Annotated in this window: 17 protein-coding genes; all 17 read right to left on the minus strand. The window is 33.0% G+C overall.

Going from position 1 to position 17,200, the window contains the following annotated elements; all coding sequences use genetic code 11:
- Nucleotides 1–5: 5 nt before the first annotated feature.
- Nucleotides 6–1,184 (minus strand): polysaccharide pyruvyl transferase family protein, encoded by a 1,179-nt coding sequence (locus F8154_RS00485; protein ID WP_151859623.1) that lies wholly within the window; start codon nucleotides 1,182–1,184, stop codon nucleotides 6–8.
- Nucleotides 1,185–1,205: 21 nt separating this feature from the next.
- A complete protein-coding gene (locus F8154_RS00490) occupies nucleotides 1,206–2,168 on the minus strand; it encodes a glycosyltransferase family 2 protein (protein WP_151859624.1) in 963 nt (320 codons plus the stop codon).
- 33 nt (nucleotides 2,169–2,201) lie between these two features.
- Complete coding sequence (locus tag F8154_RS00495; RefSeq protein ID WP_151859625.1) at nucleotides 2,202–3,497, minus strand: glycosyltransferase family 2 protein; 1,296 nt, start codon at nucleotides 3,495–3,497, stop codon at nucleotides 2,202–2,204.
- Nucleotides 3,485–4,765 carry a UDP-glucose dehydrogenase family protein gene (locus F8154_RS00500; protein ID WP_151859626.1) on the minus strand — a complete coding sequence of 427 codons (1,281 nt, stop codon included), beginning with the start codon at nucleotides 4,763–4,765 and terminating at the stop codon, nucleotides 3,485–3,487. Before F8154_RS00500 ends, F8154_RS00495 begins: the two co-directional genes overlap by 13 nt.
- Nucleotides 4,766–4,793: 28 nt before the next feature.
- The gene (locus F8154_RS00505) at nucleotides 4,794–5,885 is read right to left on the minus strand and encodes an NAD-dependent epimerase/dehydratase family protein (RefSeq protein WP_151859627.1); all 1,092 of its coding nucleotides are present in this window, start codon (nucleotides 5,883–5,885) and stop codon (nucleotides 4,794–4,796) included.
- Nucleotides 5,886–5,911: 26 nt separating this feature from the next.
- A complete protein-coding gene (gene rfbF / locus F8154_RS00510; RefSeq protein WP_151859628.1) occupies nucleotides 5,912–6,685 on the minus strand; it encodes a glucose-1-phosphate cytidylyltransferase in 774 nt (257 codons plus the stop codon).
- 54 nt (nucleotides 6,686–6,739) lie between these two features.
- Nucleotides 6,740–10,150, minus strand: coding sequence for a glycosyltransferase (locus F8154_RS00515; RefSeq protein ID WP_151859629.1), 3,411 nt, complete (start codon nucleotides 10,148–10,150; stop codon nucleotides 6,740–6,742).
- A 173-nt stretch (nucleotides 10,151–10,323) separates the two neighbouring features.
- Nucleotides 10,324–11,103, minus strand: a complete 780-nt coding sequence (locus F8154_RS00520; RefSeq protein ID WP_151859630.1) for a flagellin N-terminal helical domain-containing protein — start codon at nucleotides 11,101–11,103, stop codon at nucleotides 10,324–10,326.
- Nucleotides 11,104–11,424: 321 nt separating this feature from the next.
- On the minus strand, nucleotides 11,425–11,649 hold the full coding sequence (csrA, locus tag F8154_RS00525; protein ID WP_151859631.1) for a carbon storage regulator CsrA: 225 nt from the start codon (nucleotides 11,647–11,649) through the stop codon (nucleotides 11,425–11,427).
- 13 nt (nucleotides 11,650–11,662) lie between these two features.
- Nucleotides 11,663–12,106, minus strand: coding sequence for a flagellar assembly protein FliW (fliW, locus tag F8154_RS00530; protein WP_151859632.1), 444 nt, complete (start codon nucleotides 12,104–12,106; stop codon nucleotides 11,663–11,665).
- A 121-nt stretch (nucleotides 12,107–12,227) separates the two neighbouring features.
- Entirely contained in the window at nucleotides 12,228–12,788 is a 561-nt protein-coding gene (locus F8154_RS00535) for a DUF6470 family protein (protein ID WP_151859633.1), read from the minus strand.
- Nucleotides 12,789–12,991: 203 nt separating this feature from the next.
- Complete coding sequence (gene flgL, locus F8154_RS00540) at nucleotides 12,992–13,963, minus strand: flagellar hook-associated protein FlgL (RefSeq protein WP_151859634.1); 972 nt, start codon at nucleotides 13,961–13,963, stop codon at nucleotides 12,992–12,994.
- Between the two features lie 66 nt (nucleotides 13,964–14,029).
- A complete protein-coding gene (locus F8154_RS00545) occupies nucleotides 14,030–14,242 on the minus strand; it encodes a four helix bundle protein (protein ID WP_151859635.1) in 213 nt (70 codons plus the stop codon).
- A gap of 68 nt (nucleotides 14,243–14,310) precedes the next feature.
- A complete protein-coding gene (gene flgK / locus F8154_RS00550; RefSeq protein WP_151859636.1) occupies nucleotides 14,311–15,876 on the minus strand; it encodes a flagellar hook-associated protein FlgK in 1,566 nt (521 codons plus the stop codon).
- Between the two features lie 15 nt (nucleotides 15,877–15,891).
- Complete coding sequence (locus F8154_RS00555; RefSeq protein WP_151859637.1) at nucleotides 15,892–16,389, minus strand: flagellar protein FlgN; 498 nt, start codon at nucleotides 16,387–16,389, stop codon at nucleotides 15,892–15,894.
- 26 nt (nucleotides 16,390–16,415) lie between these two features.
- Nucleotides 16,416–16,709: a flagellar biosynthesis anti-sigma factor FlgM gene (gene flgM / locus F8154_RS00560; RefSeq protein WP_151859638.1), complete on the minus strand. Its 294-nt coding sequence runs from the start codon at nucleotides 16,707–16,709 to the stop codon at nucleotides 16,416–16,418.
- Between the two features lie 69 nt (nucleotides 16,710–16,778).
- The gene (locus F8154_RS00565) at nucleotides 16,779–17,195 is read right to left on the minus strand and encodes a TIGR03826 family flagellar region protein (RefSeq protein WP_151859639.1); all 417 of its coding nucleotides are present in this window, start codon (nucleotides 17,193–17,195) and stop codon (nucleotides 16,779–16,781) included.
- Nucleotides 17,196–17,200 lie beyond the last annotated feature (5 nt).

Below are 17,200 nucleotides of genomic sequence, written 5' to 3' on the forward strand. Positions count from 1 at the left end.
ATTAATTATTTATGGCTTACAAGTGAATCTATAAGGTTCTTTGCCTTTGTAATAGGTAAAGTGTATTCTGGAATTTTTATTTGCAAATATTCTCTTACTTTTTCCTCATTATCCAATAACCATTCAAAGGCTTCTGTAAGTTGATGTTGGTTTTGTAGTTCCTGTACTGGGATAACATATTGATCATAACTACCAAATAAATCCTTTGCTATTCCTTTAGATTTGACTGAATAACCAAGTACTAATGTTGGCACACATGAGGAATAGGCTGCAATTGTAGCATGTGTTCTGGCTCCCACAAATAATCTACATCTAGCAATAAAGCCTTTAAGCTCTAAGCAATTATAATCACCTAATAGCACAACCCTGTTGGATGATTTGAACTCGTTATACAACTCCGTTAGTGGTGTTAAATCATTATTCCCTTCAATAACAACATGAGGTATAAAGGCTATATGGTAATCAGTTTTTTTAAGAATAAATTTTACCAATTCTTTATAATTAAGATAGGTCATATTATTGTCTTTTTCTAGTTTTTGCACAAGAGGGCTTACATTGATTCCTATTGTTTTCCCTTCGATGAAACCCTCTGGTAAATCTAATGAAACCTTTGGTAACATAAATGCAGTATCTGGTATTAAATGAGTGTTTTTGTTAATCCCTGCCCTTAATAAAGCTTCATAGGTCAAGGTCTCTCTTGCTGTAATAAGTGAATATCTTTTTAAGTCTTCTATTACATGCGGTTTGTTAATAATTGATTCCTCAATAGATGCACCCCAAAGCACTGTTTTGGTTACTTTTGAGAGCTTTTTATTTATATAGGCTAAGTTTTTATGATAGTTACCATAACAGTAATTATCGCCTCCAATGGAGAAATATATAGAATCCCTTTTTATATTATTTAATAAATTATGGTTGGCATAGTGATAATAAAAATTATCATAATTAAAAACATTTTTTAGAAACCTATTTAGTAAGTAGCTTGGTGCATTCTTTTTAAAGTACCGATGATATTGTACTATATCCTTTGCCAACAAATCTATTTGGTACTTGTTATCTGCAGCTTTATTGATTGTAAATAATGTTAATCTATACTCTTCATTTAGAACATCATAGGTGCTTCTTACTATAGCCTCACAACCGTGATTATCACTTCCAGCATGACCATAAAAGCATATATCCATTAATTAAGCCTCCTCACTTTATTAAATCAATTTTTCCTTCTGTAATAAATCGTTTAGAGATTCCTTTTCTTTTAAAGTTGTAAAGGGTGAATGAATTATTTCTTCATAGTGGTCACTCAATTGCTTAAGCATATCCTTATATATATCTCCACAGCCCTTACAATGATACTGATTAATTTTGTTACACATAGATAACATATAGGACCACTCAGAATACTTAGCTCTATGTTTGATTCCAGGAACTCTTTCGGTTAAATAAAGGGTTCTTTGCTTGTACATGGTTAGGTATTCATTAAGGAGATCTGGTGTTATTTGATTTGATTGAATAAAGCTTGTCATGTTGTTACTGTGCTTCCTGAAAAAATACAGTGGTTTACCTTTAACAACAACTTTTCTAGCTCTAGCGAATACTTTGTAGATTACATGAATATCATCGACCAGTACCCCCTCTGGAAATTTAATTTGATTAAGCAAATCTCTTTTGAAAAGCTTAGTAGGAGGCGCAACGTTATATTTTTCTCGTTTTAATAGCTCCTCCAACCCCATAAGCCTATCTAAAATCAACATTTCCTCAAATACAAAATAGGGCTCTAGTCGATGGCCAAAATCGTTATAGCTGCCACACATAGCAATATCAGCATTATGGGTGTTAGCCAAATTAATTAAAAACTCTAGCATTTCCTCATGGCAATAATCATCATCGTCAACTATTGTCAAATATTTTGAGGATGCTGCTTCAATACCTACATTCCTTCCTATTGAAGCACCGTTATTTACTGGTATTGTAATATACTTAATTCTATCATCCTTAGCCACATAGCTTTGACACAGTAAATCAGTCCCATCAGTAGAACCATTATTTACTAATATCAATTCAAAGTCTGTAAAGGTTTGTGATAGAATGCTATTTAATGCTCTTTCAAGATAATTAACCCGATTGTAGGTAACTAATACAACACTAATAATAGGTTTTATATACGTCATAATATGCTACTCCTTACCTGCAAAATTTACTTATTAATAGAATCTTTCAGTAAATTGATGATCTTTTAATCCATAACCCCTTAATTGGTCTTGTATAATTCTAGCTATTTGTTTTTGTTGAATTGATACAACAATAAAAGCTTGATTAAACTGGCTCGTAGTGAAGTTTTTGAGTATGTCTGGAGAATTAACAGGTATTCCCTCAATAATGCAATTTCGTTTATTTTCACTGTTATCTAAGAAATTAACTACTTTAAATCCAGCACTCTTCAATATACGAGCAGAAGCCTCACCATTATAACCTGTTGGAAAGATATATATATCCTTATCATTGTTACCCTCTACACATTTTAAAGTCTCTTCGATGACACTGGTTCTATAATTGGTAAGACCTTCTTTCCCACCATATTTATCTAGAAGCTGGAACAAGCCTATATCAAGATTTCTTCTTAGGGTAATTCCTCTATAGTCCTCATAAATTCTTGACAGTTCATGAATTTCACTATCTTCTAAGGTATCACATCTTGTTGAAAACAAACCAATTAAAAATTTAACCCTCGACATAATAAAGTCCTTTCTGGCACCACTAAATCCTTTTTCAAACAAAAAGGATAACAGTTGTAAAGCAATGACAAAATGGGCTTTTGTATGTAAATAGGTCTTTGATGAGGTTATTGATCCTGTAGCTCTAGGTCTATAGCAATAGAAGGGCGATGATAACAAGGCTATCTTCTCTGCACTACATATAATTTTGGGAAACCATTCTTCATCTTCAACATGGAAACCTTCTAAAAAATATATTTGATTTTTTAATAAAAATTCTCTTTTAAGTATAAATCTCCAAGTTGTGCAGGTAAGCTTTGGAAGTTTATTAAGGTAATTAATAACTATCTCAGGTTTATCATGTTGGAATACTGCTGGATCAAAGGATACATCAGAGCAATAAAAGGCACCTTTTTCAGGCTTGCAAATGAATTGACCAATTAAAACATCTGGCTTATGAGCCTGAAGTGCATCTACAATGTTTAAAAAGCTATTCTTTATATAATAATCGTCACTATCACAAAAATGTACGTAATCCCCTGATGAATGTTCTAAACCAACATTTCTTGCACCAGCTGGTAACATGTTTTTGGGGAGATGTATTACCTTAAAATTATTATGCCTTGATACATATTCATCACAAATTTCACCACTATTATCGCTAGATGCATCATTCACTAAAATAACCTCAAAATCCGTAAAATTCTGATTTAGAATACTATCAAGACAATCAGCTAAGTACCTCTCAACATTGTAAACCGGAATAATTATACTTAAAAGTGGCATTCTTCTCCGCTCCTTAAGAAATATCTACAATCAACTATAGGCTTATTAGCATATCGTATATTGATATCTTTAAACTCGTCCCAAGCAGTAATCAATGCTAGTACATCTGATTCCTTACATAAACTATCTAAATCCTGAAAGTATTTTACTTCTTGTAGCTTATATTCTTTATCAAAGGGGTGATTAGCTATAGGATCATAGGCAATAATATTGGTATAGCCCTCTTCTAATAATATCTTAATAATTTTAGCAGAGGAACTATCCCTTACATCATCAGAACCTGGCTTAAAAGCCAATCCAAGTATTCCTATTGTTTGATTTTTACTGGTAATACTGGTTATTTTATTTGCCATAAAGCTGGGCATATCATTATTTATTTCAATCACATTCTTTAAAATTTTGGGCTCATATCCCTTTGCTAAGGATTTAGCAACCATAGCCACAGTATCCTTCGGTAAACAATACCCCCCGTAGCCACAGCCTGGATATACATAGGAGGTCATATTACAATTTCCCCATCTCTTATCTAAATGTAGTATATTAAAAGCATCTGCAATTTGAACATCACCAATTACATCCGCTATTCTTGACATTTCATTAGAATAGCTGATTAGAGTTGCCAAAAGAGTATTGGATAGATATTTTATAAACTCACCTGTATTTAGATTAACAGCAAATATTGGAATATTACAATCCTTATAAAGGGAATATAGCATATCTTTAGCCTTTTCATCTGAAACACCGCAGACTATTCTATCTGCATTCATCATATCCTCCCAGCAATATCCTTCACGCAAAAATTCAGGGTTATTGGCAATACTAAAATTACTACCAACCTCTAATCCCTTGTTTGATAAATATGGAATTATTCTCTCTGCTGTTGTGGAAGGAGGAACTGTTGATTTTACAACAACAACACGATACTTCCCATCATTTAACACCCCTGCAAAAGCGTCAATTGCATTATTAATATAGGTTAGATCCGCCTCACCATCTTTACCACAGGGCGTACCCACACATAGAAAGATAAAGTCACTATCTGTCACACACTCTTCAACAGAGTCGGACACAAAAAAATTCTGATTTATATGTTTTTGTAAAGCAGTATCTAAGCCTGGTTCAACAAAGGGAAGCTTTCCTGATTTAATTGTATTAGTTTTTTCTATATTAATATCAATACCATAGACCTTATTTCCCATTTCTGCAAAGGCTAGTGCTGTAGTTAGTCCAACAAAGCCTAATCCAAAAACTGTAACAGTATATTTCATAAGTTTACCTCCTTCTTAGGATACGTTGTTACCAATCGAACTCATCTCGATTACATTCTTTTAAATATAATAAATATCGTTCAATGCCATCAGCTATATGAATTTGAGGATTGTATTTCAATAAACTTCTAGCCTTTGTAATATCCGGGCACCTTCTCTTTGGATTATCGGTTAAATAGTGATTGTCCCAATGGGTTTTAAATATAATACTACCTGAATAATCAAAGATTTCCTTTCCTATGGTTTTATATAGTTCAGCCAATTGTAATATCGAGATTTCATCACGATCTGAACCGATATTAAAAACATCGTAGCCTCCATAAGTTGCACATTTCAAATAACCGATTGTTGCATCTGGTATATAATCAAAGGTACGTGTTGGTCTTCCATCTGAGTATATAACAATATCTTCATTATTAATTATGGCCTTTGCAAAATCAGCAACTACCCTCTGATCGTTAATCCTCATACCTGGTCCATAATTATTAAAGGGCCTAACTATTGTTATAGGCATATGATATTGCTTTGCAAAGTTATAGCAAAGGGTTTCACCAAACCTTTTAGACTCATCATAGCAAGCTCTTGGACCGCAAGTATTAACATTACCCCAATAATTCTCATTAGTGGGTATTTCTTTAGGATCAGGGTCACCATATATCTCACTACTTGAATAAAACAAAAACCCTTTAAGCCCTTTGTTCTTATATAAATCCAAAAGCCTTCTAAGGCCTATTACATCAGCATCCATCGTTTCAATTGGATGTAGTCTATAAAATACAGGTGATGCAAGGGAGGCCATATGAAATATAATATTTGAATCTTTGGCAAAATGTAAATCACAATTTACAATATCCAGCTCTTTCAAGTCAAAAACTGGATTGTTTTTAATCCTTTCTATCCACTTTGGCTTTCCAAACTTATAATTATCTATACCATATACTTTTTTTATTCCAAGTTTATCCCCGTATAGATGAAAAAAGTGAAGTAAGGTGTACCCTAGTGAGCCAGCAAAGCCTGTTACTAAGATAATACTATCTTTAAATTTTTCTTTATCAGAACATGATAAACCATTATATATAAACTCCATATCCTTTTTTGATACTTCTGGAATTAATGACATTTTTACACCCCATTTCAATTACTGTATCACCATATCTTCCAAGCAGGATTATCCCTCCACAATCTTTCTAATAGCAGTTTGTCTCTTTGGGTATCCATGCAATGCCAAAAGCCATAATGCTTGTAGGCTACTAAATTACCCTCCTTAGCTAAGTTTTCTAAGGGTTCTCGTTCAAATATGGTAGAATCATCGGTTATATAATCAAAAACCTCTGGTTCAACTACCATAAATCCTCCATTTATCCAACCGCCATCTTCTTTAGATTTCTCAACAAACTGATTAATTTGAAGAGATTCGTCGTTAATATCCAGTACTCCAAATCTGCCTCCAGGCTGAATCGCTGTCATTGTAATGTACTTACCAGATTTTACATGATATTTTTCCAGCTCTTTTATATTTACATCGCTGACTCCATCACCATAGGTTAGCATAAACCTTTCATTGCCAATATATTTTTTAACTCGTTTTATCCTGCCACCAGTCATGGTATGTAAACCTGTATCGACTAAGGTAACTCTCCAAGGCTCAGAAGCATTATTATGTATGGTCATTTTATTCTCTTTACAGAAATCAAAGGTTACATCAGATGTATGCAAGTAATAATCTGCAAAGAATTCCTTTATAACGTACCCCTTATAGCCCAAACAAATAATAAAGTCATTATAGCCATAATAGCTATAGCTCTTCATTATATGCCATAAAATAGGCCGTTCACCAATCTCAATCATTGGTTTAGGTTTTAGATGACTTTCTTCACTAATCCTTGTCCCAAACCCACCTGCTAAAATTACTACCTTCATAATGTGACCTCCTTAGAGTAATATATCTGCCTAGTCTTAAAGCAGATAATATGGTTAGTGATTACTATTCACCATATGATTTATACTATTAATTGAGTAATCAAGTAACTTAATAAGAGCTCCTTTATTATTAAATACTTCCCTTAGCCTTTTGTCGGCTAATATATTTGTAACTACTGGTATTTTAGATTCTAAAGTAACGTTAGTTGAATTAACCGTTAAATCGATTAAATCCTTGATGGAGTAAAATAACACACTCAAAATAAAGCTTTGATTACTATTACTATACTGATTCCAGCTTGTTAAAAGGTTTTTGCTTTCTTCATATATTAATAAATAATCCTGATACCGTTTTGTGTCTATTTGTGAGTTGTAGTGGGATCCGCTCCTAATCCTGTAATAGTGAAGTGCCTTGTGTATAGATATTAATGATGAGGCATACTTTAGGTGTACTAAACTAATCATAGTATCTCCACCATTTAATAGCTTAATTTTTCTCTGATTAACATGGTCTCGAGCCTTAAGATGGATGGTTGTTCTAACCAATTTTCCCCACAGAGGCCTAAAAGATCCATAAAAGTCGGGAAGCCGTTCTCCAAGCTTCTGAATGGGACTTACATACAGACTTGGAGGACATCTCAATCCTAGAGTTTGTCCACTTTCTTCACTAAACATTTCTGTGCCACCTACTGCTATATCTGCGTTTTTCTTAGTTGCAGAGAAATATAGCTCCCTCAAAAAATCTTTGTGTAAATAATCATCACTATCTAAATGACACACATACTCCGATTCTAAGCTATCGATATACTTAGTATAATCAGGATTATTCTGTTTTTTATGAATAAAACAATTTAACTCATTTCTAAATACCTTAACTCTTTTATCTTTTTTTTGGTACTTAGCTAACATCTCACTTGTACCATCTGTACTACCATTGTCTAATACTATCCATTCAAAGTCACTAAAGCTTTGATTTAATACACTTTCTGCACACTGGACTATATACTTTTCTGAGTTATATGCCCAGGTTAATATACTGACGGCAGGTTTTTTCATATGTATATCTTCATTTTCATCATTAAGGCTTTTAATACTATTTTTTAGTAAAAGGCTTTGCTCTTCATGCTGATTATTTATGTTAAGTTCCACTGAGGGAGGACTTTCTTTAACTATGGAGTTACTTGAGCTGATGCTTTTTATATCTTGAATAGCTAGCTCTATTTCTTTTTTTAGTTCCTCATCATCCGTTAAGGTTAATGCTCTTGAATAGTATTCAACTGCCTTTTCGTAGTTTTTTGATAAGGCCATAATGTAGCCGCCATTGTATAATAGATCACAGTTGTTTTCATCAAGTGAAAGCCCCATATTTAGGTGCTGTTGGGCAGCTTCCAGGTTGTTACTCATTAAATCCATAATAATCTTAAAGGAAAATATATCGGCATCATTATTTACTATTTTTTCGTACTCACCTATTACATGGTAGGCAGCCTCAATATTACCCTCCTCCAACAATAGCTTTATTCTTTCTTTTACCCCTTCGGCTTCCTTCTTTAGTTGATTGTAGGGGTTTGTTTTTTCTTCCTCTATTTCCTTTAGCAAAAATTCTATTATTGGCCCCATGTTGGGCATAGTTTTTAAAGCTCTTCTAAGGTACTTTACATATTTAAGTTTATTAGTACTTTTATGTTTATTTGCATGATAAATCAATATAATAAAGGCTGTTTCGTTATCCTGCACATCGTAAATCATTTCATTTTCAATTACCTGACTGTTTATAGTATTACTAATGTATTTGAAGCTCATTTCACTATATAACTGTATAATCTCCTTAAGCTGTTGAAGATCTAAATTATCTGATAGGGCTAAAACCTTAGCCAGTGGTTTATATACCCTTAACTCACATAGCTTCATTTCAGAAGGTGTTAGCTGACTTGTTAGCTCTATAGCCAATTTAATAAAATCTTTTTTATATTGCTTTAATAAATAATTAAAGTAGCCCTCCACTTTTTTAGTATTGGTTTCAGACAACAATTCAACTATTGAGTAGTCTCTCTTTATTAAAAAATATATAATATCAGCATATTCATCTGCTAATTCATTAAGGTCTAAATTGTTAACTAAAGCTACATATCTATCGTCAATGGTAACACTTTCTTTATAATTCTCTAATCTAATTTTGTTCAAGAGGGAATAATTATCTTCACCTGTTGAATACTCCCTCACCAGTCTTTGTTTATTGGCTTCATCTAAGTAAATTTTTACTTTTTCTAAAGAAGCTCCGAATATATTTAGAAGCTCAATATCTCCAGATATTTTTTTATCATAAAAGCTTTTTAGCTCCTTAAGCTCCTTCTCCTTTACAAAGGCTTCTACTATGGCTTTTAATGCCCCAGTCAATACTTCCTTTTGCTTTAGCTTACATCCATATTCAATTGTTCTTTTATAGTTAGAAAGCTTGTTATGTAATAAGCACATATTAGCATATATATTTTCATAGGAATTAACTGAAGCTGTTTCAGTAGTTATGTCATGGTATCCTTTAAACTTATGGTAGCAAAAAACCATATCAAGATACCTGTCAAAGGACTTTACTGCGTCTTGATACTTATGTTGAAGCTGCTGAGCTTTACCCATATAATAATAAACATCTAAATATTCCTTAGATATGCTTAAAGCTTCATTAGCAATTGCTATTACATCATCATACCTTTCCATGAAAAAATAAATTTTCATATGGTATATGAAAATGAACATCATTTTGCTCTTTTCAATCTTTGCTTTTTTCATTACATCTATGGCAGTCAAGATGGCATCTAATCCCTTTTGATATTCGTCGTAGGCACAATAGGACTGTCCCAGCTGAAACCAATAATAATAGTTGTCGGGATTATTTTTAAGCTCTTTAAACAGAATTTCCGTATTTCTCTTATATTTACGCTCCTTCAACTGAATATCCGTCATGTCGTAACCGTAATGTATTATATTTGTGTTTAAGTTTTTAAGAGGTTTTTTTGCACTTGGTTGTTCATGTATAGCACCATTATACTTAAAATCGCTATCTCGCTTAAACAATCTACATTGAGCCATAATGCTACTTATCTTACCTGCATATATGTTTTCAATTCTTACAGTGGCTGTGTTGTATTTGGAATAGCTATTGGTTTTAAAGAAATCTATTAAATCAGTGGGGTTGTCGACTACCTCGTCACCGTCCAATATGAATACCCACTGGCCCTTAGCATAGCTAATTGAGGTATTCCTCATATCTGAAAAATTACCATTCCATTCTTTTAAAAACACTTTTTTAGTATATTTTTTAGCTATATTTACCGTGTTATCTGTAGAGCCAGTATCTAAAACTATTAGCTCTGCTTCTATCTGGCTTCTAATTGAGTTAAGACTTTTTAAGCATTGGTCTAAATATTTTGACTCATTTTTTACCATCATTACAATACTAAGTTGCATTGTTTGCCTCCTTGCAATAAGAAGATATCTTCTATTTATTACAACATTCTTATATATTTATCGACAAAAAACTGCTTTTTATTAAGTATGAATTTTAAGCTTTTTTTATACATCTAGGGAAAATATTGCAAAAAAAAAGAACTAGACTTACACTAGTTCTTTTTTAATATTTACTATCTTAATAATTGAAGTACTCCCTGTGGAGCTTGATTTGCTTGTGCTAACATAGCTGTAGCAGCTTGTTGAAGGATGTTGTTCTTAGTGAACTCCATCATTTCCTTAGCCATGTCTACGTCTCTTATACGAGATTCAGCAGCCTGAAGGTTCTCAGAAGTTGAGTTAAGGTTTCTTACAGTACTTTCTAATCTGTTTTGTAATGCACCTAGAGTCGCTCTTTCTGAGTTAATATCGTTGATAGCAGCTTCAATTGCACCTGTAGTTGATGTGTTAGCTAAACCAGAAGCTGTACTGATATCTCCAGCTGTGATTGTTAAAGATATACTGTCTGAGTCAGAAATAATAATGTCAAAGGTTGTAGTACCATCTAAAACTGTCTCACCGTTAAACTTAGTATTTGTTTCGATGTTTGACATCTCAGCAATTAATGCGTCCATTTCAAGGTCAATGTTTGCTGTATCATCTGCATTGTATGTTCCATTTGCTTTTTGAATTGCAAGTTCTTTTAATCTTATAAGCATGTTACTTACTTCGTCCATTGCACCTTCAGTAGTTTGAATTAAAGAGATACCATCTTGAGCATTTCTAGAAGCTTGATTTAAACCTCTAATTTGTCCTCTCATCTTTTCAGAGATTGAAAGACCAGCAGCGTCATCAGCAGCACGGTTGATTCTAAATCCTGAAGATAACTTCTCCATATTCTTTGATCCATTAAGATTGTTTACTCCTAATTGTCTGTGGGTGTTAAGTGCCATTAAGTTGTTATTAATTCTCATTAGTAATTCCTCCTTGAATTTTTATTTACCCTGACATCCTTGTCTGGGCTTAAAATAATTATTTTAAGCCACATCCCTTTACCTACTTGCCGGCGTTGTAGAAAAAAGATGTTTTTTAGCTTATGTAGTATATATCGGAAGACTGATTGAAAACTTTATAGTTAAAAACATAATTTTTTAATTAAATTATGTTTTTAAAGGTAATACGTAATAAGGAATATGTAATAGGTGTAGAAGACAATTGACACTTAATACTGAAATTTGCATAGACAAATTTCTACATCAATTCAACATTCAACATTCAACATTATTCTTGTTCAATTATTTTTTAAACAAATCCTTAAGCTGATCAATATTTTGCTTATGGGTGCTTGCCTCTTTGTTTTCCTCTTGAATCTCTAAATATATTTCTTTTCTATAAATCTCAACATCCTTTGGGGCAGATATGCCAATTTTTATTTTCCCTTCATCTATGCCTAGTACTTTAACTTCAATATTTTTACCCAGTATAATGCTTTCGTCTACCTTTCTTGTTAAAACCAACATATTATCGCCCCTCCTATCCTGTTTTCTTTATTTCATCAAGTACATAGTGCTTTATTTGATATTTTTCATCGTCAAGTAGAATTTGCTTTGCTTTTTTGTTTCTAACATTTATTATGATTGGGGCCTTTAAGTTGGCTGTCATTTTATTAATGTCTTCAGGAACAACAACTATAGATTGTACTAATACATCTTGGTGGGATTTTATTTCTAATTTTTCAATAGTGTTTTTTGGTATTTGAAAATCATAGTCCTGCTTAAATATAAAAGGATTTATTACGACAAAGGCCAAGGATGGTTCATCAACAGCCTGTAGCCAATTGAAGGGTACTTCCTTATCTGGATTGTTAATTATAATGTATTTTTCTATCCCTTCAAAGCCTGGAATACCGTCTACAAAATTAATAATTTCATTTTCTTTTATTTCTATTTCGCCAAAATGTCTTGTATTAAGTATCATGTGGAAAACACCCTTTCTTTTAAAAGTAATATGGAATAAGTAATAAGTAATAAGGAGTAATTAATAAATGATAAGTAATATGTAATATATAATAAAGAATAATAACATTTCTCATTATCTATTACTCATATACATCTAAATTGTTACCAACATATTCAATTTGTATGCTAGGCTTTTGCTTTAGGTAAATATCAAGCTTGCCTCTTTGGTAGTTTATTTGGGGTTTGTAATCATTCATCTGTACATCTATTTCTCCCTTTTCATACATACCCGTAACTTCACCTCTAATAACCTTTATTTCTGGTCTGCTTTTGGGTATCATATCAAAAACAATTTGTCTTTCTTTTGGCATTGCTCTTCTTTTTGCCTGCCTTGACAAGGCATCTCCTTTGTGAATATCAGCTAATTCCTTACCTTCACTGGCAATTTTAGCAACAGCCTCTAGGGCAGCCATTTTACCCTTCTGTGAGTATTTATGGGAAAGCTCCATAGTGCTTTTAAGACCAGCCTCTGAAAAACATCGACGCTGGTCTATTAATAGTACTGGAGCTTCTGATTTTAAATATAGCTTTCCTTGTGTTGCTCTTAGCTGCATTGGCCTATTGTTTTGCTTTATGGATAGCTGACCGTTAGTACTGTTTATTCCAATTAAGGCGCTTTGGGTCTGAATTTGTATTTTCAATAGAATCACCTCTAGGAAAATATAAATTAAAAGTGAAAAGTGAAAATAAATAGATGACCAACAGCTCGTCTGTTGTGTCACTCACTTAGCTAGTAATTTTACATATAATTCCAATCTTTACAATCAGTATTTTCATGGGAAATTAACTAGCTACCTTAATTCAACATTCAACATTCAACATTTAACATTCAACATTTTAAAATTTATCTAAGAAAATCTATTAAAGTAGGCTGTATAATTCTTGCTCCAATTGATAAAGAAGATCTATAGACATTTTCTTCATTCATAAGATTCATATATACCTCTGCCATATCTGCATCTTCTAACTGTGACTGTAGTCTTGTAAAGTTTACTTTATCGTCTGCAATTCTATTCTGAACAAGCTCCATCCTATTAACCTTTCCACCTATTTCTGATCTGGCGGTTAAATTAACATTTAAATATTTATCGATTTCTTCAATGTCAGCAGTTAACCCTGCTTCATCACCATTTTCTAAGTTATCAATAACTTGATTAATCATTGTTATAATTCCAGGTTCAGTTCCATCAGTGACTTCTCTATCACCAGCAGCATCGGGAGCTATTATATCAAACACTTCTAGTCCAAGGGTGTTAATTTCTATTGTTTCATTTACTCCTACCTCAAACTGCATTTTATCGTCAACCGTTGCTGGATCCTTTCTTTCAGCTAAATCAACATTGTACTCATACTCATCTACTAAAGGATCATTATTAAACTCAAATAGTGGCTCATCAGTTTTTTTACCTGAGAAAATATACTTTCCTGAATATGTAGTATTTCCTAAACTAATGATTTGAGCCTTAATTTCTTCTACTTCCCCTTTTATTTTACGTGTATCATCCTCTGATAAAACACCGTTGGAAGCCTGTACAGTTAGTTCCCTTAATCTTTGCAATGCATCTCCAACATTCTTAACGGCAAGCTCTGTGGTTTCTAAAAAGGATACAGCATCATTAACATTTTTGGAATATTGATTTAGCTCACTAATGTCTGCCCTTATTTTTAAGCTTCTGGAAATTGCAACAGGATCATCGGATGGTAAATGAACCCTCTTTCCTGTTGCAGCCTGCAACTGTGTTTTATCAAGTCTTAGCATGTTTCTATTTAAGTTTTGCATTAAGTTTGTTATCATCATACCGTTGGTGATTCGCAAGGTCGGTTCCCTCCTTTTTTAGTGAAAAGTTAAAAATGAAAAGTTAAAAGTTAAAATCTTAAACCATTATAAAAATGTAGATAAAATCACAAGCTTAGAAATAAAATCTTTTTTACTCTGAGCATATTGTGCCTCTTCAATATTAGCACCGATACTCGTTCCTGACTTTAATAACTGATGTGATAATACATATTCTTTGTCTTTGTATAATCTTTTACATAGCTTTACTATTTTTATTGAAAACTCAAATGACTTATCACTGATAATATTTTTGCTCATTGTGGTTCACCCATTTTTCATTTTTCACTTTTCATTTTTCACTAGATAAATTTATGCTAAGCATAAATTTATCTACCCACTAGCCCAACTCTATTTATAATCACATCCAGCATTTCATCCATTGTTGTTATCATTCTAGCCGAGGCGTTGTAGGCGTGCTGAAATTTAACCATATGTGTCATTTCTTCGTCGATTGATACTCCTGAGATGGATTGTCTTTGGTTATTTATCTGCTCTGTCAAAAAGGTTTGGTTGGCTGCCATTCTTATGGCCTCTTGTGTATCTACCCCTAGGTTTGAAATTAAGGATTTTATGAAATCCTCTGGTTTACCTTCTTGGAACATGGAGGCCTTATGCCTTAAGGCATTAATTGCCAGTGCCTGAGAGCCATCTCCAGGTAAAAGATCTACAGTATTTGATGCTGCTATTGTGTTTAAATCATTGTCTATATCTAATGAAATCTTTATGTTTTTAGCATTTATTCCACCTAGCTCTGGAATGTAGCTACCGTCAGTTGGGTCTAGGTTGGCATCAGTTAATGGAGGAGTTAGTGGAGGTGTATCAACTCCACCTGCTGTAAAAAATGCTACTCCATCGCTACCGTTAAGACCAAAGGCTGAAGTATGGATTTTATTAATTTCATCTGCAAATGTTTTAACAAATCTATTAAGCTCATTAATATAGTATGGTATTCCTTTACTGCTTCCTGTGTTGCCATCTCTTAAATCCAGGAGTGCCTTAAGTTCACCATTTAACCCGCGTATATCTAGCTTGTCTCCACCTTCCCACTTAATTTCCTTCATGAAAAGGGTACTGTCAAAGGAGCTTGCCTTTTCATCATCTGCATTAAGCTTGGTAAACCTATTATGGGAAACTAAGGGCTGTCCATTAATTTGTATAACCATTTTCTTGCCTATTTTAGAGCCTTCTTGACCCTTTATAACATCATCATTGTGGTTATGTACCTCTAAAACTTCAACATTTACCAGCTTTGATAGTTCGTCTAATAATAAATTCCTTTGATCTCTAAGATCATTGGCGTTGCTTCCATCATTTTCATATCTAAAAATTTGCTCATTTAGCTTTGCAATCTGCTCTGCATAACCATTTATAGAGTCAACCGTTGTCTTTATATCGAAGTTTAGGTCAACTGCCATTTTTTCTAATTGGCTGTACATATGGTTTGCTGAATTTGCAAAGGCTACGCCTCTTTGTCTTACAAGGGCTCGTGTGGTTAGATTTTCTGGATTTTTACTTAGCTCTTGGAAGGATTCGAAGAGTTCATCTATTACTGTGCTTATTCCAGTATCTGATGGCTCATTAAAAATAGCTTCGATAAACCTTAGTCCATCCCGCTTTGCCTCCCAATAGCCCTCAGTATTAACTTCACTTCTATATTTGAAATCTAAAAATTCATTTCTAAATTGAGTTATAGATACTGTATCAACACCGGTTCCTAGGGTTCCTTGTCCACCAAAAAGCCTCATGGCATCGCTTTGTACTTGATTTAATCTTTGTCTTGTGTAACCAGGAGTGTTAACATTGGATATATTATGACCTGTTATATCTAAAGCCCTTTGAGCCGCAAATAAACCTGAACGGGCTGCATTAAACCCTAAAAAAGTAGATCGCATAATTGTCCCCCTCTTCTATATACGTGCATCGAATAAGTTAATTTTTTGCTTTCCTTTTTCCGATGCTTTTCCTCCGTAGCTATTCCCTTCTTGTATATTACCTGTAAGCACTTCTAAATTAAATTGAATATATTCAAGATGTTGCTTCATAAGCTTCTCATTTAATTGATTAACCTCTTTAATTTCAGCTATAACCTTAAGTAGCTCATCACGTAATTTGTCTATTTCTTCAACAACAGTATCATCTTCGATATACAATAGGAACTCTGATATGCTACTTATTTCATCTACCTCTAACTCATCTGCTACATTTACAAGCACCGATCTTCTTATTTTTTCAAAGGTTCCCATTTTCATAAGATACTGTTGTTCTTTTTGTGTCATTTTTTCTAATAGCTGCATATTACCGTTTCGAATCACTTGAAATTTTTCCTTTTCCAGTCTTAAAATTTCATCATACATGTTTTTTTCATGTATTAGTGATTCTATTAACTGATCAATTGATTTTTTCATTTTATCACCCGACCTATCTCACACGCCTATATTTTCTTATCAATTTGAACTCCTTGAAGAATCTTTTCTGCTATTTCTTTGCCTGCTACATTATAGCTTCCCTGCTGGATTCTATCTTTAATTTCCTTTACCTTTTCTTCCCTTATCTCTGGTAGGTTTTTATACGCCTTTAGTGCAATTTGTAATTCCTTTGCATTATTAGATAGTTCTAATTTATCCTTGCTATAGTCTGTTTCTTTAACACCTTCAGATGTATGCTTCTTTGATTTCTCATATATTTTCATCACCTTGGAGATATTAGGATTACTAAAAATTTTCATAAAAACACCTCAACTTTAACGATTTATTTACTAACTTAATTATCGGCATAGTTGAGGTTTTCCTTAATATTATTTCTTATTTTTTCTTAGTTCTGCTATATGCATTCTAATTTTACTATTATCTTCATCTGCTTTTTTTGATACACTTCTTGGCCTCATAGCTGTCTGTAGCTCTTTTTGAAGCTGCATAGTGCAGCCATCACAGAATCTTCCTGATTTTATAGGCTTTCCACATCTTTCACAGTCAAGGAAAAAGTTGCTTTCTTCACGTATTTCAATTCTGTTTTCTCTTAAGTATCGTAAAATTTGCTTTTCTGTAACTCCTGTTTCATCAGATACCTCCTTCACAGAAGCACCTGGATTATCATATAAATATTCCTTTACTTTACTGAAGTCGCTTTCATCATCATTAAAGCACCTAGAGCATACAGCAACACCCTTATAGGAAAATACTCTTCCGCATTTCGAACAATTTCTTAAATCCATACATT

The sequence above is a fragment of the Alkaliphilus pronyensis genome (genome assembly GCF_009017275.1).
Classification (GTDB): Bacteria; Bacillota; Clostridia; order Peptostreptococcales; family Natronincolaceae; genus Alkaliphilus_C; species Alkaliphilus_C pronyensis.

Coding starts and splice junctions, on each gene's coding strand:
- F8154_RS00485 (WP_151859623.1), bottom strand. CDS start 1,184: ATGGATATATGCTTTTATGGTCATGCTGGAAGTGATAATCACGGTTGT.
- F8154_RS00490 (WP_151859624.1), bottom strand. CDS start 2,168: ATGACGTATATAAAACCTATTATTAGTGTTGTATTAGTTACCTACAAT.
- F8154_RS00495 (WP_151859625.1), bottom strand. CDS start 3,497: ATGCCACTTTTAAGTATAATTATTCCGGTTTACAATGTTGAGAGGTAC.
- F8154_RS00500 (WP_151859626.1), bottom strand. CDS start 4,765: ATGAAATATACTGTTACAGTTTTTGGATTAGGCTTTGTTGGACTAACT.
- F8154_RS00505 (WP_151859627.1), bottom strand. CDS start 5,885: ATGTCATTAATTCCAGAAGTATCAAAAAAGGATATGGAGTTTATATAT.
- rfbF (WP_151859628.1), bottom strand. CDS start 6,685: ATGAAGGTAGTAATTTTAGCAGGTGGGTTTGGGACAAGGATTAGTGAA.
- F8154_RS00515 (WP_151859629.1), bottom strand. CDS start 10,150: ATGCAACTTAGTATTGTAATGATGGTAAAAAATGAGTCAAAATATTTA.
- F8154_RS00520 (WP_151859630.1), bottom strand. CDS start 11,103: ATGAGAATTAATAACAACTTAATGGCACTTAACACCCACAGACAATTA.
- csrA (WP_151859631.1), bottom strand. CDS start 11,649: ATGTTGGTTTTAACAAGAAAGGTAGACGAAAGCATTATACTGGGTAAA.
- fliW (WP_151859632.1), bottom strand. CDS start 12,106: ATGATACTTAATACAAGACATTTTGGCGAAATAGAAATAAAAGAAAAT.
- F8154_RS00545 (WP_151859635.1), bottom strand. CDS start 14,242: ATGAGCAAAAATATTATCAGTGATAAGTCATTTGAGTTTTCAATAAAA.
- flgK (WP_151859636.1), bottom strand. CDS start 15,876: ATGCGATCTACTTTTTTAGGGTTTAATGCAGCCCGTTCAGGTTTATTT.
- F8154_RS00555 (WP_151859637.1), bottom strand. CDS start 16,389: ATGAAAAAATCAATTGATCAGTTAATAGAATCACTAATACATGAAAAA.
- flgM (WP_151859638.1), bottom strand. CDS start 16,709: ATGAAAATTTTTAGTAATCCTAATATCTCCAAGGTGATGAAAATATAT.
- F8154_RS00565 (WP_151859639.1), bottom strand. CDS start 17,195: ATGGATTTAAGAAATTGTTCGAAATGCGGAAGAGTATTTTCCTATAAG.